The organism is Paraburkholderia sp. CI2, from assembly GCF_014201055.1.
Classification (GTDB): domain Bacteria; phylum Pseudomonadota; class Gammaproteobacteria; order Burkholderiales; family Burkholderiaceae; genus Paraburkholderia; species Paraburkholderia tuberum.
In genome coordinates this window covers 66,367-87,569 of the sequence record NZ_JACHDL010000008.1, presented here as the reverse complement: position 1 = coordinate 87,569, position 21,203 = coordinate 66,367, and the positions used below count along the sequence as shown (strand labels likewise).

Sequence of the window (21,203 nt, the reverse complement as noted above, 5' to 3'; positions counted from 1 at the left end):
TTAGAAAAGCGATACAAGTGGAGTCAGAATTGCGGTGATCGCGCTATACCCGAGCGTCACGAGTGGCCTCAACCAGAATCGCGTGAGCGTACCCGTCATCACCAGCGCCATGACGATGAAAAAGCCGTACGGCTCGAGCCGCGACAACGCGATCGATTGCTTCGGCGGCAACAGGGCCATCACCACGCGGCCGCCATCGAGCGGCGGCAATGGAAACAGGTTCAGCACGCCGAGCACGAGATTGACGCCGACGCCCGCGCCCGCCATGCGCGTGAAAAACGGTTCGTTGACATTGAGCCCCGCGAGCGCAACGCCGAACACGCCCCAGAACAGCGCCTGGATGAAATTGCACACGGGCCCGGCCGCCGCGACCCATAGGCTGCCCCAGCGCGGGTTGCGCAGATTGCCGAACGCGACCGGCACCGGCTTCGCATAGCCGAACACGAACGCGCCGCTCGTCGCGAAGTACAGCAGCAGCGGAATGGCGATCGTGCCGAGCGGATCGATGTGCCGCATCGGGTTCAGCGACACGCGGCCGAGCACGTACGCGGTGTTGTCGCCGAGCCAGCGCGCGACGTAGCCATGCGCAGCCTCGTGCAGCGTAATCGCGAAGATCACCGGCAGCGCGTACACCGCAATCGTCTGTATCAGGGAAGAATCCATAGCTCGCTATTGTAACAATGCGCTCGCGCGTGTCTGTCCGCTTTCGCTCACGACGCTCACGCCGTTTCCTCGAGACCGAACGGCGCGAGCGAGCCGCGCCCTGCCCGCACCAGCACCGGCTCCGAGCCGGTCAGATCGATTACGGTGGACGGCTCGCACACGCACGCGCCGCCGTCGATCACCAGATCGAGCTGCTTTTCGAGCCGCGCGCGGATTTCCTCGGGGTCGTTCAGCGGCTCGGTTTCGCCGGGCATGATCAGTGTCGAGCCCAGCAGCGGCTGGCCGAGCTCCTCGAGAATCGCGAGCGTGATCGCGTGATCCGGCACGCGCAGGCCGATCGTCTTGCGCGACGGATGCGACACGCGCCGCGGCACTTCCTTGGTGGCCTGCAGCACGAACACGTACGGACCCGGGGTCACCGACTTAAGCAGCCTGTACTGCCAGTTGTCCACCATAGCAAAATTGGCGAGCTCCGACAGATCACGCACGAGCAGCGACAGTAGTTGCTTTTCGTCGAGTCCGCGGATGCGCCGCAGGCGTTCGACCGCATCCTTGTCGTCGAGACGGCAGGCGAGCGCGTAGGTCGAATCGGTCGGCAAGGCGACCACGCCGCCGCCGTTGATGATCTGCACGGCCTGCTTGACGAGACGCGGTTGCGGATTGTCGGGGTGAAGCCGAAAGTATTGGGACATGGAGACTCACGATGGCGGCAGACGAACTGCGGCGGATGGGCTGCGGCGAGCAGAGCGCGTGCCGCATCCAGCCGGCCCCCGCGCGCGCCGTGCCGCTCCGGCACGGCGCGCGGTCACAGCCAGCGTTCCCAAACGGGCTTCAGATCGGCGGGTAGCGGCGGCAGTGCACCGAGTTCGACGCGGCCTTCGCCAGGCGCATGGAAGTCGGAACCGCGCGAGGCCTCGAAGCCATAGCGACGCGCGACGTCCGCATATTCGCGGTACTGGCCGGGCGTGTGGCTGCCGGTCACGACCTCGATCGCCTCGCCGCCGAGGTCGATGAATTCGCCAAAGAACGCGTCGAATTCGAGTTGCGAATATGCGTAACGACCGGGATGCGCGACGATCGCGACGCCGCCCGCGGCCTGGATCCAGCCGAGTGCGTCGGCGAGCCTGGCCCAGCGGTGCGCGACGTAAGCCGGCTTGCCGTCGCCGAGATAGCGGTCGAACACTTCCTGGGTGTTTGCGCAGTGGCCGTGCTCGACCAGAAAGCGCGCGAAATGCGTGCGCGACATCATGTCGGGATTCGATACGTAATGCAGCGCGCCCTCGTACGCGTCTGGAATGCCGAGCGTGGCCAGTTGCTCGCCGATTGCTTCGGCGCGCGCGGCGCGGCCGTCGCGCGTGCGGGCGAGACCGTCGATCAGGATCTGGCTGCCCGGATCGATGCCGAGTCCGACGATGTGCACGGTGCGCCCCGCCCACGTGACCGAAATCTCGACGCCGCTCAGGTAATCCATGCCGAGAGCCTCGGCCGCGGTGCGCGCCTCGTGCTGGCCGCCCACTTCGTCGTGATCGGTGAGCGCCCACAGCGTCACGCCGTTAGCGTGCGCGCGGCGCGCGACGTCGGCCGGCGCGAACTGGCCGTCGGAAACGGTGGAGTGGCAGTGAAGATCGGCGTTCATCGTGGTCCTGGAAGGGTTCTGGGGGCATTTTACTGCAATGCAGTAAGGGGCCGCAGGGGTATCTCGCGACGCCAGTGCCGGTTGCCGGCGTGCCGCGAGGTCAAGACCAGTCAGCGCCGATCCCGCGAGCTCCGGGCGACCCACGAGCGCCGTTTCAAACGTAGCTTCAGGCGCGGTGTCAGGTGCAGAACCCCTCGATCAACGCGGCGATCTGCTCCGGCTGGTCGTGATGCAGCATGTGCCCCGCGCCGTCGATGATCTTCTCGCGCCAATCGGGAAACGCCTGGAAACGCGCCTTGAATTCGGCGAGCGGAATGTCGCCGGCGATCTGCGCGAGCGTCGGCGAGCCGGCGGCCTCGACGTGCAGCACCTTCGCGCTGACCTTACGCCACACCGCCATCACCTCGTCGAGGCGATACAGCGTCGGGCCGCGGACCTTGTGCGCCGGATCGGCGAGCAGCATGAAGCGCCCTTCGCCATCCGGCTTCGACCAGTGCTGCGCGAGAAATTGCGCACGCCGCGGATCGAGGCGCGGATTGGTTTTGATCAGGCGCGCGGCGACCTCGTCGAGCGACGCGTAGCGCTTGAGCTGCGGTGGATCGCGCAAGTCGTCGAGCCAATTGAGCAGGCGCTTCGGCGCCTGCTCCGGATGCGATCGCGCGAACCCGAAGCCTTCCAGATCGACCACGCGCCGTACCCGCTGCGGCCGCACGCCCGCATACAGGCACACGACGTTCGCGCCCATGCTGTGACCGACGAGGTTCACCTGGCCGTCGGGCGCGTAGTGGTCGATCAGCGCGTCGAGATCGCCGAGATAGTCCTGCACCCAGTAGCTGCCGCCGCCGCGCTCGGCGACCGGCCAGTCGGACAGACCGAAGCCGCGCATGTCGGGCGCGATCACCTGCCAGTCGCCACCGAGCGCATCGACGACGAACTGGAACGACGCGCCGACGTCCATCCAGCCGTGCAGCATGAACAGTATCCGCGCATCGGGATGGCCCCAGCGCCGCACGTGCAGCCGGACGCCGCGCGCGGCAACGAACTCAGAGCGGGATGTATTCATGAACGGCGCACCCGTAAAAAAAGAATGGTCGTTCGATTATAAGAACAGCGGCGCAAGAAGTGGTAACGGTTTATTGACGCGATGCTCGGTCGTCCGTTGCCTGCACGGCTTGCTGCGCATCCTGACTCGCGAGCGCGGCGAGCTCGGCATCGTCGAAACCAGCGTCGCGGCGCGCTTCGAAATTGAACGGGCCACGCAGTTTCGGCGCGTGATACTGGTCGGCGAGACGCAGATAGGTGTGGTGCGGATCGAGGCCGTCCGCGTCGCACAGGTGACGAAACCAGCGGTTGCCGATCAGCACGTGGCCGATTTCATCGCGCAGGATCACGTCGAGAATCGCCGCCGACGCGTGATCGCCGGCCTGCTGCAAACGCGCGCGGATCGGCGGCGACGCGTCGAGGCCGCGCGCTTCGAGCGTACGCGGCACGAGCGCCATGCGCGCGAGCACGTCGCCGCGGGTGCGCTCGCACATGTCCCATAGGCCGCCGTGCGCCGGGAAGTCGCCGTACGCGTGGCCATATTCGGCGAGACGCGCGGCGAGCAGCGAGTAGTGATACGCCTCTTCAGCGGCGACTTTGAGCCAGTCGGTATAGAACCCGGCGGGCATGCCGGGGAAACGCCAGATGGCGTCGAGCGCCAGATTGATCGCATTGAACTCGATGTGCGCGAGCGCGTGGAGCAGCACCGCGCGGCCCTGCGGCGACTGCATGCTGCGTCGACCGAGTTGGCGCGGTTCGACCAGTTCGGGCCGTTCGGGGCGGCCCGGCAGGCCAGTGGGCTCGGCGAGATCGAGGCCGGAGTCACAGAGCGCGCGACCGTCGAGTACCGCAGCGTACAGCTCGCGGGCCGCCGCGGCCTTCGCGGCCGGATCCCGCTCGCGCAACGCGGCGAGCGCGGCGCGGCGCGCGCACGGCGGCTCGTCGTGAGAATTCGATGCGGGAGAAGCGACAGAAACGGGCGAAGCGGCGGACGTCATGACAAACAGATCGGCGTTGGAGGCGGAAAAGACGGCGGACAGACGGCGGCTGAGCCGCGCGCGAGCGGCCAAGCGGCTCAAGCACACAACCGTTTACAATACCCGATTCGACCAACCGGCGCGCTTTCGGGCACGCCCGTCAGTTGGCGACGCAAGACCGCCAACCTCGCACCGCGCCGGCTGCGCGCCGTCCCGCCCATGCGTGGCAACCGATCAGACCATCATCGCGCACAGGATCGGAGTCACCGAAGGCCCGGCTCTGACCAACAAGGAGACATTGTGACGATTTACAAGCTGGGCGAAGCCGCCCCGATCATTCATGAAAGCGTGTTCGTCGCGGATTCGGCGAACATCATCGGCAACGTAACGCTCGAGGAGAACGCGAGCGTGTGGTTCGGCGCGACCCTGCGCGGCGACAACGAGCCGATCACGATCGGCGCCGGCAGCAACGTGCAGGAAAGCGCGGTGCTGCACACCGACCCCGGCTATCCGCTGACGGTCGAGTCAAACGTGACGATCGGCCATCAGGCGATGCTGCACGGCTGCACGATCAAGGAAGGCGCGTTGATCGGAATTCAGGCGGTGGTCTTGAATGGCGCGGTGATCGGCCGCAACTGTCTGGTCGGAGCGGGCGCCATCGTCACCGAGGGCAAGGTGTTTCCCGACAATACGCTGATCCTCGGCGCGCCCGCGAAGGCGGTGCGCGAACTGACGGAAGCGGATATCGCCAACATGCAGCGCGGCGCGGCAAGCTATGCCGGGCGCCGCGAGTATTTCAAGGCGCAGCTCGTACGCATCGGCTAGACGGCCGGCGCGCGGTGCGCAAAGGCGCGGCGTCATGCCGCGTCATTCCAGCGAGGAAAAGTTGTGAGCGACCAGTTGCAAAAATTCATGTTCAGCGCGGCGCCGGTGCGCGGCGAGATCGTTTCCCTGCGCAATACCTGGCAGGACGTGCTGACGCGCCGCGATTATCCGGCGCCCGTGCGAACGATTCTGGGCGAAATGATGGCCGCGTGCGCGCTGCTGTCGGCGAACCTGAAGTTCGACGGCACGCTCGTCATGCAGATTTTCGGCGATGGCCCGGTCAAGATGCTGGTCGTGCAGTGCAGCTCGAACCTGACGATGCGCGCCACCGCGAAGCTGTCCGGCGAAGCCGCCCATACGATCGACGACACGACCTCGCTCATCGATCTGGTGAACGCGAGCGGCTACGGCCGCTGCGTGATCACGCTCGACCCGACCGCCAAGCAGCCCGGCCAGCAGCCGTACCAGAGTATCGTGCCGCTGTCGGGCGTGGACGGAGCGCTGAAGTCGATCGCCGAGGTGCTCGAGCACTATATGCATCACTCCGAGCAGCTCGACACGCGCATGTGGCTCGCGGCGAACACCGAGCGCGCGGTCGGCATGCTGCTGCAGAAACTGCCGGGCGACGGCGGCATCGTCCCGCATCCGGGCGAGCTCGACGCGGATACGTGGGAACGCGTGTGCACGCTCGGCGGCACGCTGTCGCACGACGAGCTGCTGAAGGAAGAACCTGAGACGGTGTTCCGACGCCTGTTCTGGCAGGAAAACGTCCAGCATTTCGAGCCGGTTACCGCGCGCTTCGAATGCACGTGCTCGCGCGAAAAAGTCGGCGCGATGCTGAAGATGCTTGGCCGCGATGAAGTCGACAGCGTGATCGAGGAACGCGGCCACGTCGAGATTCACTGCGAGTTTTGTAATCAGCGCTACGAGTTCGACCCGGTCGACGTCGCGCAACTTTTCGTGGCCGGCGGACTCTCACAAGGTGTGACGCCGGCGGCCGCGCAGCGGCACTAGACCGCGCTTTCGCCGAAGCGGAGTACGTGCCCGTGAACTGATCGGGCTCTTCAACGCAAGTCCTGACCGCGCCGCCCCATGCCTCGTCACGGCTCGGGCGGCGCGTTGCTTTTGAGCGCGGCGTCGATACTTTGGAACGATGCATGCGGCGCTGCGCTTTGGAAGACGCTTGCTCGAGCCTCGGACCGATGGAGATTCGACCATGAAGCACACGCTTTCGTTGATGCTTGCCGTCCTCACGGGCAGCGCGGTGCTGGCCGGCTGCTCGATCGATCCGCGTGGTCCAGCGCCGATTCTGAGCCGTCTGCCGCCCGATCAGGCCGAAGCCATCAGTCATACGCAGACGCTGACACCGGAGGAACGCGCGCGCTATGACGCGATCGAGCAACAGGTCATGTTCGAACAGAATCAGACGATGGCCGCGGACGCCGCCGCGCAAGCCTGGTCGCGCTATTACTCGCGTTCGCCGCCCGTGAGGTTTTCCGCGGGCTTCTCGAGCGGCGGCTGGGGACGTGGCTGGGGAACCGGGATCGGCGTCGGGTTCGGGCCGTATTGGGGCTGGTAGGGCGAACACGGCAGCATAAAAACAAAAAAACGCGGTTCAAGATGAACCGCGCTTTTTTTGCGCCTTCCTGCGAGGCCGATGCGAAATATCGAACCTCAGTGCACCGGCTTCTTCTCCTTCGCAGCCGCTGCCTTCCCGCCATGCTTGCGATCCGGCTTCGCGCGCGACTCCGGATTCGGCACCACATGCAGCGGCGCGACCGACACCTCACCGCGCGTCGAGGTGTTCGCCGACGGCGTATTCGCCAACGGCAACGGCTGGTTCGGCGACACGAACTGCACGAACACTTCGCCGTCCTTGACCATGCCCATTTCGTAGCGCGCCCGCTCTTCGACCGCGGCCGTGCCATTCTGCAGGTCCTGCACTTCGCCCTGGATGCGCTCGTTGCGCAGCTTCGCGTCGGCATTCTTCTGCAGTTGCTGCGCGAGTTGTCCCTGCAACTCATGCACGCGCAGCCAGCCGCCGTGCCCCCACCAGAGCGGGTACTGGATCAACGCCAGCAGAACGATCAGGACAGCAGTGACAAGCCGCATGAAGTAAGCACAATAAATACGCGCCGCCCTGCGCTATACGCAGGGCGGCGAGGTCAATCAGAAACGAAGGATAACCGGCTCATCGATCGGCGTGAACAATCTGGCGAAGACCGCTTAGCGCAGATTGTAGAAGGCCGACTTGCCCGGGTAGCTCGCGATATCGCCGAGATCTTCCTCGATACGCAGCAGCTGGTTGTACTTCGAGATGCGGTCGGAACGCGACAGCGAACCTGTCTTGATCTGGCCGGCGTTCAGACCGACTGCGATGTCCGCGATCGTCGAGTCTTCAGTTTCGCCCGAACGGTGCGAAATCACCGCCGTGTAGCCCGCGCGCTTGGCCATTTCGATCGCCGCGAAGGTTTCCGTCAGCGTGCCGATCTGGTTGATCTTGATCAGGATCGAGTTCGCGATGCCCTTCTCGATGCCTTCCTTCAGGATGCGCGTGTTCGTCACGAACAGGTCGTCGCCGACCAGCTGGACCTTGTTGCCGAGCTTGTCGGTCAGCGTCTTCCAGCCTTCCCAGTCGCTCTCGTGCATGCCGTCTTCGATCGACACGATCGGGAACTTGTCGGCGAGGTTCGCGAGGTAGTCCGCGAATTCCGTCGACGACAGCTGCAGGCCTTCGCCCGCGAGCTGGTACTTGCCGTCGTGGTAGAACTCGCTCGCCGCGCAGTCGAGCGCGAGCAGCACGTCTTCACCGGCGCGGTAGCCTGCTTTCTCGATGGCTTGCAAGATAGTGGACAGGCATTCCTCGTTGCTGCCGAAGTTCGGTGCGAAGCCGCCTTCGTCGCCGACTGCCGTGCTCATGCCGCGGTCCGACAGGATCTTCTTCAGCGCGTGGAACACTTCGGCGCCGCAGCGCAGTGCTTCGCGGAAGCTCGGCTGGCTGACCGGCACGATCATGAATTCCTGGATGTCCAGGCTGTTGTTCGCATGCGCGCCGCCGTTGACGATGTTCATCATCGGCACCGGCAGTTGCATGGCGCCCGAGCCGCCGAAGTAGCGGTACAGCGGCAGACCGGCCTCCTCGGCCGCGGCCTTCGCGACAGCCATCGACACGGCCAGCATCGCGTTCGCGCCGAGGCGCGACTTGTTGTCGGTGCCATCGAGCTCGAGCAGCGTCTTGTCGAGGAACGCCTGCTCGGAAGCGTCGAGACCCATGATCGCTTCGGAGATTTCCGTGTTGATGTGCTCGACGGCCTTCAGCACACCCTTGCCGCCGTAGCGGCCGGCTTCGCCGTCGCGCAGTTCGATCGCTTCGCGCGAGCCGGTCGACGCGCCTGACGGTACGGCCGCGCGCCCCATCGTGCCTGACTCGAGCAGCACGTCGCATTCGACGGTGGGGTTGCCTCGCGAATCGAGAATCTCTCGACCGATGATGTCTACGATAGCACTCATGGTTTCCTCAAAGGATGACGTTGAATTCTTTACTGTGACCTTGCATCGCGCTGTCGAACCGGAGTTGGCGCTTTAGCGCCTACTCCGGTCCCATGCAAAGCGCCTGCCGGTCTCCCCGACAGACAGCTCGCGCGCCGATACGTTCGACGACCATTATGCGAAAACGCCGCGGGTCGATTATCGAGTGCAATCGTGACACGCGGCGCACACCTGAATCAGTTGAAATCGCTTTCGAGGAACGGCCCGCGCTTGACGGCCCGGTCGAGCGTGACGAGCGTCTCGAGCAGCCCGGCCATGCGATTGAGCGGCACCGCGTTCGGCCCGTCCGACTTCGCTTGCGCCGGATTCGGGTGCGTTTCCATGAACAGACCGGCGACGCCGACCGCGACCGCGGCGCGCGCGAGCACCGGCACGAATTCGCGCTGGCCGCCCGAGCTCGTGCCCTGACCGCCCGGCAACTGCACCGAATGCGTCGCGTCGAACACGACCGGCGCGTTGGTCTCGCGCATGATCGCGAGCGAACGCATGTCCGACACGAGGTTGTTATAGCCGAACGACACGCCGCGCTCGCACGCCATGAAACGGTCTTCCGACAGACCCGCTTCACGCGCGGCGTCGCGCGCCTTGTCGATCACGTTCTTCATGTCGTGCGGCGCGAGAAATTGGCCCTTCTTGATGTTGACCGGCTTGCCCGAGCGCGCGCACGCGTGGATGAAGTCGGTCTGACGGCACAGGAACGCGGGCGTTTGCAGCACGTCGACGACCGACGCCACCTGCTCGATCTCGTGTTCGGCGTGCACGTCGGTCAGCACCGGCAGACCGAGCTGGCGCTTCACTTCCGACAGGATGCGCAGACCTTCGTCCATGCCCAGACCGCGAAACGACTTGCCGCTGCTGCGATTGGCCTTGTCGTACGACGATTTGTAGATGAACGGAATGTTCAGCTTCGCGCAGATTTCCTTCAGGCGGCCGGCCGTGTCGATCGTCATCTGTTCCGATTCGACGACACAGGTACCGGCGATCAGGAAAAACGGCTTGTCGAGCCCGACGTCGAAATCGCCCAGTTTCATGCTTTCTCCTCGACCCTCGACTGCTGATGCGCGAGCGCCGCTTCGACGAACGACTTGAACAGCGGATGACCGTCACGCGGCGTAGACGTGAATTCAGGGTGGAACTGGACGCCGACGAACCACGGGTGCATGCTGCGCGGCAGCTCCATCATTTCCGGCAAATCCTCGCTCGGGGTACGGGCGCTAATGATAAGGCCACCGCCTTCGAGCTGGGGCACGAAACGGTTATTCACCTCATAACGGTGACGGTGGCGTTCGTTCACATCGGTGCCGTAGATCTCTTCGGCGAGCGTGCCGGGCTTGATCGGGCAGCGCTGCGAGCCGAGGCGCATCGTGCCGCCGAGATCCGACTCTTCGGTACGCTTCTCGACTCGGCCTTCGCGGTCGTACCACTCGGTGATCAGCGCGACCACGCGGTTCTTCGTTTCCTGATCGAATTCGGTGCTGTTCGCGTCCTTCAGGCCGACGACGTCGCGGGCGAATTCGATCACGGCGAGCTGCATGCCGAGGCAGATGCCGAGATACGGCACCTTCGCTTCGCGCGCATAACGGATCGCGGCGATCTTGCCTTCGGTGCCGCGACGGCCGAAGCCGCCCGGCACGAGCACCGCGTCGAGATGCTTGAGGCTCCCGACGCCTTGCGTTTCGATTTCTTCGGAGTCGATGTACTCGATATTCACGCGCGTCGACGTATGCATCGACGCATGACGCAGCGCTTCGATCAGCGACTTGTACGACTCGGTCAGATCGACGTACTTGCCGACCATGCCGATCGTCACTTCGTGCTTCGGGTTCTGCAGCTTCTCGACGAGGTCCGACCACATGGACAGGTCCGCCGCCTTCGGCGTGAGCTTCAGCTCTTCGCAGATGATCGCGTCGAGACCCTGGTCGTGCAGCATCTGCGGAATCTTGTAGATGCTGTCCGCGTCCCACACGGAAATCACCGCGTCTTCGGGCACGTTCGAGAACAGCGAGATCTTCGCGCGCTCGTCGTCCGGAATGCGGCGGTCGGCACGGCACAGCAGCACGTGCGGCGAAATGCCGATTTCGCGCAGCTTCTGCACGCTGTGCTGGGTGGGCTTGGTTTTGAGTTCGCCGGCCGTGGCGACCCAGGGCACCAGCGTCAGGTGCACGAAGCACGCGCTGTTGCGGCCGAGGCGCAGGCTCATCTGGCGCGCGGCTTCGAGGAACGGCAGCGATTCGATGTCACCCACCGTGCCACCCACTTCGACGATCGCGACATCCGGCTCGCCGCACGTCGCAGACGCTGCGCCGCGCTCGACGAATGCCTGGATTTCGTTCGTGATGTGCGGGATGACCTGCACGGTCTTGCCGAGATAATCGCCGCGGCGTTCCTTGCGGATTACCGACTCGTAAATCTGGCCCGTGGTGAAGTTGTTGGCCTTGCGCATCTTCGTGCTGATGAAGCGCTCGTAGTGGCCGAGGTCGAGGTCGGTTTCCGCTCCGTCTTCCGTCACGAACACTTCGCCGTGCTGAAACGGGCTCATCGTGCCGGGGTCGACGTTGATGTAGGGATCGAGTTTGAGGAGGGTGACTTTAAGACCGCGCGATTCGAGGATCGCGGCGAGGGAAGCGGCGGCAATACCCTTGCCGAGGGAAGATACTACGCCGCCGGTGACGAAAACATATTTGGTCATCGCTGGATGCTCGCGGGAAAAACGGATTATACCGTAAAGGATGTTCCCGACCCAGCAAAAAACGGCCGACCCACGCGTGCCGAGGCCGCCTCGCGTGGCAGCCGGCGCAGCGGTTTGGGGCCCGCTTCGTGCGCGCAGCACGTCAGGCGGTTCGCTCCAGCTCACGCAGCATGCGTTGCACCGCGCGCGCGGTTTCGATCGGCTTTTCCATCGGATACAGATGGCTGCCCTCGATCCACTCGACATGCCCGCCGGTCGCGCGTCGCGTCGCGTCGAGCCCGGCCTGGCGGATTTCCTTCGAGCGTTTCCCGGCGATGAACCCGACCGGCACCGGCGCGCCGCGCGCGAGCCGCGCGCCGAGCGTATGCGGCAGCGTCCGGTAGATCTGGTATTCGATGCGACGATCGAACGCGAGCACCCGGGTGCCGTCGGGCGAACTCTGCGGAATGCCGAAGTCGATGTAGTCGGACAGCATGCGCTCGTCCCAGCGCACGAACGCGGGCTTCGAATGGAAGTGCCGCCATGCTTCGTCACGGCTCGTCCATTGCGTGCGCCGCTTGCGCGTCGCGGCGGCAGGCGACAGCCGCTCGTCGAGCCCGGTCCATTGCGACACGCGCAGCATGCTGCTGCGCCAGCCGGCGATCACCGGCGAGTCGAGCATCACGACGCCCCTCACCCACTGCGGCTTTTTCAGCGCCGCCATCAGCGACAGATAACCGCCGAGCGAATGCCCGACGAGCCACACCGGCTGCTCGTACTTGCGGGCGATATCGTCAAGCAGTTGCTCGACCAGATGGGGCCAGTCCTGCGTGACCGGAAAGCGCGGATCATGGCCGATCCGCTCGATCGAGCGCACGTCGTAGTCGTCGGAGAGCTCGGCGAAGATCGTCCGGTAAGTCGAGGCCGGAAAGCCGTTCGCATGCGAGAAATGGATGATGTTTTTCAACTGCGGCGATCTCCGTTGTGTTTTTTACGCGTGGGCGGTGCTTTGCCTGTGCCGCTGCTTATACCGCTGCTTGCGCCTGTTGTCTGCGCTGTTGCACTCATCGGGCCGCGACGCGCTCAGGGCTCCATCCAGTAGCGGCGCTGCGTGTCCCGATAGCGCTCGAGCGTCAGCGCGGCGCCCTCCTCACCGCGCGCGCCCGGATCGACGTCGACCCTCACGGCGCCATCGCGATCGCTGCGCCCGAGTTCGATATGACGCGCCGCGTAGCGCGCGAACACGCCCGCATTCGGATGATGGAAGCGATTCTCGTAGCCTACCTGAAATAACGCGATGGACGGATCGATAGAGTCGAGGAACGGCTCGGTCGACGACGTTTTGCTGCCATGATGCGGCACCATCAACACTTGCGCGCGCAGCATAGCGGGATCGCGCGCGAGCAGCGCGCGTTCGGTCGGCGCTTCGATGTCGGCGGTCAGCAGGGCCGTGAAACGCGGCGCGTTCGCACCGACGAACGCCGCCGCCTGGCTTGCGTTGGTGGGCGGCAACGTGCTGACCCTCAACACGCAGCAATGCTCGTTCGCCTTGCCCGTGAGTGCCCCGACGTCAGGCCACAGCACGGCGAACTCAACACCATCCCACTGCCAGCGCTGCCCCGCCACGCACGGCAGCGTCTGCGTGCCATGCTGTTTTGCCTTCGGCCACAGCGGATTGTCCGGCTCCAGAGCAGCCACCAGCTGACGCACCTCGATCGCATCGAAAACGGCAGGGGCGCCGCCCGCATGATCCGAGTCGGCGTGACTGATCATCAGCGTATCGAGCGTCGTCACGCCTTGCGCCCGCAGGAACGGCACCACCACGCGCTCGCCAGCGTGGCTCGATTCCGGACCGGGACCCGCATCGAACAGCAACGCGTGATGCGCGGTCTGCACGAGCACCGACGAGCCCTGCCCGACATCGAGCGCAGTCAGACGGAACGCGCCTGATGGCTCGGCGAGTGCGCCGCTTGCGCTGGGCATCAGCAGCGGCAGCCACGACAGCGGCGCCGCCCAGCGCAGTGGCCAGCCGCGCGGCGCGAGACACCACAGCACACCGAGCGCCGCCGCGGCCAGCGCCCACGCATGCGGCTGCGGCAGCCACCACAGCGTCCAGCGCGGTCCCGACGCCAGTTGCAGGCCGGCCGCGAGACCATCGAGCAGCGTGTGCGCGGCGCGCCACGCGAACGCATCGAGCGGCGCGGGCAATGCGACGCCCGCGAGCACCGTCGGCGTGACGAGCAGGCTCACCCAGGGAATCGCGAACGCGTTCGCGAGCGGACCGGCGAGCGGAATTTGCGCGAACCAGTAGGCGGTCAGCGGCGCCAGCGCGACCGTCACCGCGAACTGCGCGTGAGCGGCGCTGCGCAACCGTTCGGCGAGCACGCGCAGACGCCGGATCGATACGGGACGCGCCGCGCTGCCCTCCTCGTCGTCATGATGACGGGACGCCAGTGGAACCCGCACGCGCGGCCGCCCCGACATCGCGAACAGGATCGCGCCGACTGCGCAAAACGACAGCCAGAATCCGGCCGACACGACCGCCCACGGATCGACCAGCAGCACGAGCCCGAGCGCCCACGCGAGCACCGTCGAGCGCGCTAGCTGCCGGCCGCCGACGAACGCCAGCGCGACGAGCGCGGCCATCCACAGCGCGCGTTGCGCTGGCACGTTGAAGCCCGCGAGCGCGGCATGCAGTGCGGCGAACATCGCACCGGCCGTCACGCCGACGAGCTGCGCGGGCAAGCGCAGCGGCCAGTTGCGGCCGAGCCACCCCGAACGCCTCCAGATTGCCGCCGCGAGCCAGCCGGTCAGCCCCGCGACCAAGCCGAGATGCAAGCCCGAAATCGCCACCAGATGACTCGTGCCGGTGCCGCGCATCAATTGCCAGTCGGCGGGGCTCACTTCGTCCTGCGCGCCGATCGCGAGCGCGACGACGATGCCGCGATGCGGCGCATCGGCAAGCACCGTGTCGATACGCGCACGCAACCCGGCGCGCCAGCGGTCGACCAGCACGGCGAGCCCGCGCGCGTGACCGGCCAGGCGCCGCGCATGGTCCGGCACGCTCACGTAGCCGGTCGCGCGGACGTTGCGCGCGAGCAGACTCGCCTCTGCATCGCGCACGCCGAAATTCGCGTTGCCGTGCGGGCGCTTCAGGCGCACGGTCAGACGCCAGCGTTCGCCCGGTTCGAGCCGCGGCGCCGCGGCGTCGCGCGCGATCCAGGTTAGCTGGATCACGCGCGGGAAAGCGGCGAGCCGCGCACCGTTCGTATCGACGTCGAACAGGAAGCGCGCGCCTTTGTCGTCACGCGTCGGCAATCCCTTGATCGTGCCGACCACCTCGATATCGCGCCCTTCCCACTCGTGCGGCAGGCTCACCGCGAGCCGCGTTTGCGCGCGCACGGCCGCGTAGCCGAAGCCGACGCAAATCGCCGCGCACCATACCGCGCCCCAACCGGTCACCCGCCGCATGCGAGCGTCGCGCCATACGCGGCTAGCGAGCTGGTGCGAGAAGTCCCGCTCGTAGTCGCGCCGGAGCGCCGCACCGGCCGCACCTGTCACACCTGTCACACCCGCCGCCGCAGCCGCTCCGCCGCCACGCAAACCCCACACCGCAACGCCGGCCGCCGTGCAGCCGACCAGTATCAACGCGCACCATGCGCCTGTATCCGGCAACACCGCCTGTCGCTGCAGCCAGACCACGCCCAACGCAAATCCACACCAGACCGCCCTCATCCGCCCTCCGTACCCGTTGGCGCCCGGCCTCGTCACCGCGCCAGCGAACGGGCAGCAGCGAGCCCGCCGGGCGAGGGGATCGCCCGACGCGAACCCTTTCGATCAACGGAATCGATTATGCAGAGGAAAGCGCGAGTCGCGGCAGCGCGGCGAGCGCGTTAGCCGTTGTGCCAAGGGCGGCTGCGTCGGAAGTGACACCGCGCAGTCGCGCGAGGCTCGCGCCGATCGCCGGAATCTGCTCGGGTGAATTGCGCTGCCTGTACATCCACGACGGCGCGATATCCGGCGCGTCGGTCTCGACGACCAGCGCATCGAACGGCAGCTGTTCGGCGAGTCGCCGGATCTGCCGGGCGCGCTCGAACGTGAGGTTGCCGCCGAACCCAAGATGCATGCCCTGATCGATGTACGCCTGCGCCTGCTGGAAACTGCCATTGAACGCGTGCGCGATGCCGCGATGAATCTGATGCCGGCGCAGCCCTTTGATCACCTGATCCTGCGATTTGCGCACATGGCAGATGACCGGCAAATCGAATTCGCGCGCGAGCTGCAACTGGCCGTTGTAGAAAAACTGCTGGCGCGCATCGTCGAGGCCGTCGACGAAATAGTCGAGCCCGATCTCGCCGATGCCGACGAAGCGCGGATCGTCGAGACTCGCCTCGATCTCCATGCGCAACAGGTCGAGGTCGGCATCGACGGCGTGCGGCGTGAACAGCGGATGAATGCCGAGCGCGTAGGCGCCGCCGTCGACGCGATGCGCGAGCTCGCGCACCGCCGCGAAGTTCTGTCGCCCGATCGCCGGAATCACGATGCGCGACACCCCCGCATGGCGCGCGGACGCCGCAACCGCATCACGGTCGGCGTCGAACTCCGAAGCGTCGAGATGGCAGTGCGTGTCGATCCACATGGGTTATCTCGCTGGCAAGAGGACGGACCGTGCCGGCCCGCACTCAGACCGGCACTGGCGGCTCTTCGTGCAGCACGCCGTCGCGCAACCGCATGATGCGATCACAGCGGCCCGCCAGCTCCGGGTCGTGCGTGACGATCACGAAGCTCGTCTCGAGCGTGCGCGACAGTTCGAGCATCAGGTTGAAGACCGTGTCGGCGGTGCCGCCGTCAAGGTTACCGGTCGGCTCGTCGGCGAGCACGCAGGCGGGCTTCGTGACGAGCGCACGCGCGATCGCGACACGCTGACGCTCGCCGCCCGACAGCTCGCCCGGCCGATGCTTCGCGCGATGCCCCATGCCGACGCGCTCCAGCACCGCCATGGCCTCGCGGCGCGCGACTTCGGTCGTCTCGCGACGAATCCGCAGCGGCATCGCGACGTTATCGAGCGCGGAAAACTCCGGCAACAGATGGTGAAACTGATACACGAAACCGAGCGCGCGATTGCGCAGGTCGTTGCGCTCGCGCTCGGAGAGCTTCGTGAACGGCTTGCCGAGCACCGACACGTGGCCCGCGCTCGGGTCGTCGAGACCGCCGAGCACGTGCAGCAGCGTGCTCTTGCCGGAGCCCGACGCGCCGACGATCGCGAGCTTCTCGCCGCGCCGCACGGCGAGTTGCGCATTGTTGAGCACCTGCACGTTCAGCCCGCCCTGCACGAACGCTTTGGAAATGCCGGTGGCTTCGAGCACGAACGGATGCGACGCGGAGTCCTGAGCGGTCATGGATGAATCGGTTGAGGGATGGACGAGGCGGTCATTCATAGCGCAGCGCCTCCGCCGGACGGACCTTCGCGCCGCGCCAGCTCGGATAGAGCGTCGCGAGCGCCGACAGCACGAACGCGATGAGGCCGATGCGCGCGACGTCCGCCGGAACCAGCTCGGACGGCAGCTCGCTGATGAAGTACACCGACGGCGGCAGGAATTGCACGCCGAGCAGATGCTCGATCATCGGCACGAGCCACGGAATGCTCCACGCGATCAGACAGCCGAGCACGACGCCGGTCGCCGTGCCGATGAAGCCGATCGTCACGCCCTGCACGACGAAGATCTTCATGATCGAGCCGGGCTGCGCGCCGAGCGTGCGCAGGATCGCGATATCGGCCTGCTTGTTGGTCACCGTCATCACCAGCGACGACACAAGATTGAACGCGGCCACCGCAATGATCAGCGTCAGGATGATGAACATCATGCGCTTCTCGATCTGCACCGCCGAGAACCAGGTCTTGTTCTGCTGGGTCCAGTCGCGGATGTACAGATCGCCCGACAGCGTGCGCGCGAGCTGATGCGCGACTTCCGGCGCGCGCTGCATGTCGGTGAGGCGCAGCCGCACGCCGGTCGGTGCGGGCAGCCGGAACAGCGCCTCTGCGTCCTTGATGTTGATCAGCGCGAGCGTGCTGTCGTATTCGTAATGGCCCGACTCGAAGATGCCGACCACCGTGAACTGCTTCAGGCGCGGCAGCATGCCGGCCGGCGTGATCGTGCCTTCGGGCGCGACGAGCGTGATCTTGTCGTTCAGCTGCACGCCGAGATTGGCCGCGAGATCGGCGCCGAGCACGATGCCGAAGCCGCCGGGCACGAGGTCGGCCAGCTTGCCGCCCTTCATTTCCTTGCCGATGTCCGACACTTCAGGCTCGAGCGTCGGCTCGATGCCACGCAACGCGACGCCGCTCACCGCGTCCTGGCGCGTCAGCAGCGCCTGGGCCTCGACGTAGGGCGCCGCGCCGATCACCTCCTTGTTCTGGCGCGCCTCCTTCGCGGTCAGCTGCCAGTCGGGCATCGAACCGGTCGGCGAAAAGATCTCGACGTGCGCGAGCACCGACAGCATGCGGTCGCGCACCTCTTTCTGAAAGCCGTTCATCACCGACAACACGACGATCAGCGCCGCGACGCCAAGCGCGATGCCCGACATCGACACCAGCGCGATGAACGAAATGAAGCCGTTACCGGTCGTGCGTTTGCCGGCGCGTGTGTAGCGCCAGCCAATCTGCCATTCGTAGGGAAATTTCAAGCGAATCCTTTTGTGCGTTCTTCGACTGTATGTCGGGACCGGCGGACATCGACGTCCGCCGTGCGGCCCGAGCGTCGTGATCGTTGGGCTCGCGGCGGCGCGGATCGTTCCTCGTGCGCCCGGCCGCTGTGCGGCTCTGCCGGCGCATAGAGGCGCGGCGCCGCGGTGCGCCACCCTGCCGGGTCCGGCGATCAAGCGCGAAGTTTGCCACACAATGCCGCCGGCTCGCGCAAAGGACGTGCCTCGGCCGCGCCATCGACGAACCGGCCGCGCTTCGTCGAAATACTCGCACCGTTTGCCCTACAATGCGCAGCATCATGCCTGCCGACCGCCTCCATCTTCTGCTGCCCTTCGCGCTGCCTGCCGCGGCCGACGCCTCCACCGCGCTTCACGACATCCAGTGCCCCGCTCTCGACAGGCTGATCGCGCGCGCGACGCTGATCGAACGCGTGATCGGCGAGGATTTTCAGCGCACGCTGCCGCACGAGCGCTGGGTCGCGCGACAATTCGGCGCGCTGCCCGACGGCGCCTCGGCCGCCGCCGACGAAGCCCCGCTCGCGCCCTACATGCTGCGCGCCGACGGCGGCGAACCCGGCAACGCGACGTGGGCCTGCGTGCAGCCGGTACACGTGCACATCGCGCACGACCACCTGGTGCTGATCGACCCGGCGTCGCTCAATCTGTCGGACGCCGAAGCGAGCACGCTGCTCGCGCTCGCGCGTCCGCTGATCGAGGAACTCGGCGTGCGCGTCGAGGCGCCCAAGCCCATCCGCTGGTATCTGTCGAGCGACGCTTTCGGCTCGCTAGCGGGCGCGTCGCCGTTGCGCGCGAGCGGCCGCAACATCGAGATCTGGTTGCCGCACGAAGCGCATTCCGGCGAACGCTCTCGCGCGTGGATGAAGCTGCAGAACGAAGTGCAGATGGCCTGGTTCGAGCATCCGGTCAACGAAGCGCGGGAGGCGCGCGGGCTGCCGGCCGTCAACTCGATCTGGTTTCACGCGCAAGGCGCCGCGCGGAGCGTGCGCAGTCCGTTCGCGCAGGTGCTGTCCGATGCCGCCGCAACGCGCGGTCTCGCGCTCAGCGCGGGGGTCGCGACAGGCGCGCCGCCGGCGTCGTATCGCGAACTGGCCGCGGCGCTGCGCGGCACCACCAACGGCAGCGGCGCAACGCTCGTCGAACTCGCCCCCTTCTCCGCGCCCTACATCGAACAGGACTGGGCGCGCTGGAACCAGGCATTCGCCGCGCTGCAGACCGACTGGTTCGCGCCCGCGCTCGCGGCATTGCAGTCGGGCGAACTCGCCGAGCTCGGCCTCACGCTGTGCGGCGACACCGGCTCGGTGACGCTGACGGTCACGCGCGGCGATCTGCGCAAATTCTGGCGGCGGCGCGTGCTGGCCTCGCTTTTCATCGAATGATCCACGGCCCTTCCGCATGACCCGAATCGTTACACGCCCCTGCTCCCCCGTCGACGCCGAAGTGCTGACCCGCTGCGGCCTGCATCCGGTGCTCGCGCGCCTGTACGCAGCGCGCGGCGTGTGCCTGCCCGAGGACGTCGAAACCGACCTCGCGCGGCTCGTGCCGCCAGCCGAACTGAAGGGCTGCGACGCGGCCGCCGCGCTGCTCGCCGACGCGCTCCAGCAGCAGCGCCGCATGCTGGTCGTCGCCGACTACGACTGCGACGGCGCGACCGCCTGCGCGGTCGCGGTGCGCGGGCTGCGCATGTTCGGCGCGCGCATCGACTACCTGGTGCCGAACCGCATGGAGCACGGCTACGGGCTCACGCCGGACATCGTCGAGCTGGCGGCGCGCAGCGCGGCCGGCAAGCCCGATCTGCTGATCACCGTCGACAACGGCATCGCGAGCGTCGACGGCGTCGCGGCGGCCAACGCCCTCGGCATCGACGTGCTCGTCACCGACCACCACCTGCCCGGCGACGAACTGCCCGCCGCGCGCGCAATCGTCAATCCGAACCAGCCGGGCTGCACATTCCCGAGCAAGTGCCTCGCCGGCGTCGGCGTGATGTTCTACGTGCTGCTCGCGCTGCGCGCCGAACTGCGCCGCCGTGGGGCGTTCGGCGACGCGCTGCCCGAGCCGCGCCTCGACGGTCTGCTCGATCTGGTCGCACTCGGCACCGTCGCCGATGTCGTCAAACTCGACGGCAACAACCGCGTGCTGGTCGCGCAAGGTCTGCAGCGCATCCGCCGCGGCCGCATGCAGCCTGGCATCGCCGCGCTGTTTCGCGCCGCCGCGCGCGATGCGCGCAACGCCTCCGGCTTCGACCTCGGCTTCGCGCTGGGACCGCGCCTGAACGCGGCGGGACGGCTGTCGGACATGTCGCTCGGCATCGAATGCCTGACCACCGACGACGTTGGCCGTGCCTGGGAACTCGCGCAGCAGCTCGACACGATGAACCGCGAGCGCCGTGAAATCGAGGCCGGCATGCAGCAGCAGGCGCTGGACGACCTGTCGACGGTCGATCCCGACGGCGCGACCACGATCACGTTGTTCAATCCGGGCTGGCATCAGGGCGTGATCGGCATCGTCGCGGGACGGCTGAAAGAGAAGTTCCACCGCCCGTCGTTCACGTTCGCGCCGGCCGACGGTACCGGCATGCTCGTCAAGGGCTCGGGCCGCTCGATCGCGGGCTTCCACCTGCGCGACGCGCTCGATCTGATCTCGAAGCGCGAGCCGGACCTGATCGTCAAATTCGGCGGCCACGCGATGGCCGCGGGCCTGACGATCGCCGCCGCCGACGTGCCGCGCTTCACCGCCGCGTTCGAGGCGGTCGGCCGCGAATGGCTGTCCGCGGAGGCGCTCGCACGCACGATCGAAACCGACGGCGAGCTCGAAGACGCGTACTTCACGCCGCAATTCGTCGAAATGCTCGACGCGGCCGTCTGGGGCCAGGGTTTTCCGGCGCCGGTGTTCTCCGGCGAATTCGAGGTCGCCTCGCAGGCGTTGGTGAAGGACAAGCACCTGAAGCTGCAACTGCTGCGCGGCCGCCAGCGCTTCAACGCGATCTGGTTCAATCACACCGACACGCTGCCCGCGCGCACCACCGTCGCCTACCGGCTCGCGAGCGATACATGGAACGGCGTGTCGCGCGTGCAACTGATCGTCGAGCACGCGGTGAGCTGAAATCTTCCGCAAAATCAATCGC

General features: G+C 66.5%; 19 protein-coding genes. 5 read left to right on the top strand and 14 right to left on the bottom strand.

What is annotated here, in order from left to right; all coding sequences use genetic code 11:
- The 5 genes from HDG32_RS13660 to HDG32_RS13640 all read right to left on the bottom strand — a co-directional run bounded on the left by HDG32_RS13660 (window position 1) and on the right by HDG32_RS13640 (window position 4,338).
- Window positions 1-663 carry a site-2 protease family protein gene (locus tag HDG32_RS13660; RefSeq protein ID WP_184067599.1) on the bottom strand — a complete coding sequence of 221 codons (663 nt, stop codon included), beginning with the start codon at window positions 661-663 and terminating at the stop codon, window positions 1-3.
- Window positions 664-719: 56 nt separating this feature from the next.
- Entirely contained in the window at window positions 720-1,355 is a 636-nt protein-coding gene (locus HDG32_RS13655; RefSeq protein WP_090800752.1) for an L-threonylcarbamoyladenylate synthase, read from the bottom strand.
- A 113-nt stretch (window positions 1,356-1,468) separates the two neighbouring features.
- Entirely contained in the window at window positions 1,469-2,299 is an 831-nt protein-coding gene (locus HDG32_RS13650) for a 3',5'-nucleoside bisphosphate phosphatase (protein WP_184067596.1), read from the bottom strand.
- Window positions 2,300-2,477: 178 nt separating this feature from the next.
- Window positions 2,478-3,362 (bottom strand): alpha/beta fold hydrolase, encoded by an 885-nt coding sequence (locus HDG32_RS13645; RefSeq protein WP_184067594.1) that lies wholly within the window; start codon window positions 3,360-3,362, stop codon window positions 2,478-2,480.
- Window positions 3,363-3,432: 70 nt separating this feature from the next.
- Complete coding sequence (locus tag HDG32_RS13640; RefSeq protein ID WP_184067591.1) at window positions 3,433-4,338, bottom strand: ferritin-like domain-containing protein; 906 nt, start codon at window positions 4,336-4,338, stop codon at window positions 3,433-3,435.
- A 279-nt stretch (window positions 4,339-4,617) separates the two neighbouring features.
- Between HDG32_RS13640 and HDG32_RS13635 the strand changes: the two genes are divergently transcribed.
- The 3 genes from HDG32_RS13635 to HDG32_RS13625 all read left to right on the top strand — a co-directional run bounded on the left by HDG32_RS13635 (window position 4,618) and on the right by HDG32_RS13625 (window position 6,721).
- Window positions 4,618-5,142 carry a gamma carbonic anhydrase family protein gene (locus HDG32_RS13635; RefSeq protein ID WP_184004143.1) on the top strand — a complete coding sequence of 175 codons (525 nt, stop codon included), beginning with the start codon at window positions 4,618-4,620 and terminating at the stop codon, window positions 5,140-5,142.
- A gap of 63 nt (window positions 5,143-5,205) precedes the next feature.
- Window positions 5,206-6,156, top strand: coding sequence for an Hsp33 family molecular chaperone HslO (gene hslO, locus HDG32_RS13630; protein ID WP_090800759.1), 951 nt, complete (start codon window positions 5,206-5,208; stop codon window positions 6,154-6,156).
- 202 nt (window positions 6,157-6,358) lie between these two features.
- Entirely contained in the window at window positions 6,359-6,721 is a 363-nt protein-coding gene (locus HDG32_RS13625; RefSeq protein ID WP_184067588.1) for a hypothetical protein, read from the top strand.
- 95 nt (window positions 6,722-6,816) lie between these two features.
- Here HDG32_RS13625 and ftsB read toward each other — a convergent pair whose 3' ends face one another.
- The 9 genes from ftsB to HDG32_RS13580 all read right to left on the bottom strand — a co-directional run bounded on the left by ftsB (window position 6,817) and on the right by HDG32_RS13580 (window position 18,043).
- A complete protein-coding gene (gene ftsB, locus HDG32_RS13620; protein WP_184067585.1) occupies window positions 6,817-7,254 on the bottom strand; it encodes a cell division protein FtsB in 438 nt (145 codons plus the stop codon).
- Between the two features lie 114 nt (window positions 7,255-7,368).
- A complete protein-coding gene (gene eno, locus HDG32_RS13615; RefSeq protein ID WP_184067582.1) occupies window positions 7,369-8,652 on the bottom strand; it encodes a phosphopyruvate hydratase in 1,284 nt (427 codons plus the stop codon).
- A gap of 215 nt (window positions 8,653-8,867) precedes the next feature.
- Window positions 8,868-9,722 carry a 3-deoxy-8-phosphooctulonate synthase gene (gene kdsA / locus HDG32_RS13610; protein ID WP_184067580.1) on the bottom strand — a complete coding sequence of 285 codons (855 nt, stop codon included), beginning with the start codon at window positions 9,720-9,722 and terminating at the stop codon, window positions 8,868-8,870.
- Window positions 9,719-11,380, bottom strand: coding sequence for a CTP synthase (locus HDG32_RS13605; RefSeq protein WP_184022401.1), 1,662 nt, complete (start codon window positions 11,378-11,380; stop codon window positions 9,719-9,721). The genes kdsA and HDG32_RS13605 overlap by 4 nt, the downstream gene beginning before the upstream one ends.
- Window positions 11,381-11,522: 142 nt before the next feature.
- Entirely contained in the window at window positions 11,523-12,326 is an 804-nt protein-coding gene (locus HDG32_RS13600; protein WP_184067577.1) for an alpha/beta fold hydrolase, read from the bottom strand.
- A 116-nt stretch (window positions 12,327-12,442) separates the two neighbouring features.
- Entirely contained in the window at window positions 12,443-15,094 is a 2,652-nt protein-coding gene (locus HDG32_RS13595; RefSeq protein ID WP_184067573.1) for a DNA internalization-related competence protein ComEC/Rec2, read from the bottom strand.
- Between the two features lie 115 nt (window positions 15,095-15,209).
- A complete protein-coding gene (locus HDG32_RS13590) occupies window positions 15,210-15,998 on the bottom strand; it encodes a TatD family hydrolase (protein ID WP_184067570.1) in 789 nt (262 codons plus the stop codon).
- A gap of 43 nt (window positions 15,999-16,041) precedes the next feature.
- The gene (gene lolD / locus HDG32_RS13585; RefSeq protein ID WP_409340030.1) at window positions 16,042-16,758 is read right to left on the bottom strand and encodes a lipoprotein-releasing ABC transporter ATP-binding protein LolD; all 717 of its coding nucleotides are present in this window, start codon (window positions 16,756-16,758) and stop codon (window positions 16,042-16,044) included.
- A gap of 31 nt (window positions 16,759-16,789) precedes the next feature.
- The gene (locus HDG32_RS13580) at window positions 16,790-18,043 is read right to left on the bottom strand and encodes a lipoprotein-releasing ABC transporter permease subunit (protein WP_184067564.1); all 1,254 of its coding nucleotides are present in this window, start codon (window positions 18,041-18,043) and stop codon (window positions 16,790-16,792) included.
- 305 nt (window positions 18,044-18,348) lie between these two features.
- Here HDG32_RS13580 and HDG32_RS13575 point away from each other — a divergent pair, with 305 nt between their 5' ends.
- Both HDG32_RS13575 and recJ read left to right on the top strand, forming a co-directional pair.
- Window positions 18,349-19,458 carry a regulator gene (locus tag HDG32_RS13575; RefSeq protein ID WP_184067561.1) on the top strand — a complete coding sequence of 370 codons (1,110 nt, stop codon included), beginning with the start codon at window positions 18,349-18,351 and terminating at the stop codon, window positions 19,456-19,458.
- A 16-nt stretch (window positions 19,459-19,474) separates the two neighbouring features.
- Window positions 19,475-21,181 carry a single-stranded-DNA-specific exonuclease RecJ gene (gene recJ / locus HDG32_RS13570; RefSeq protein WP_184067559.1) on the top strand — a complete coding sequence of 569 codons (1,707 nt, stop codon included), beginning with the start codon at window positions 19,475-19,477 and terminating at the stop codon, window positions 21,179-21,181.
- The last annotated feature ends 22 nt before the right edge of the window (window positions 21,182-21,203 follow it).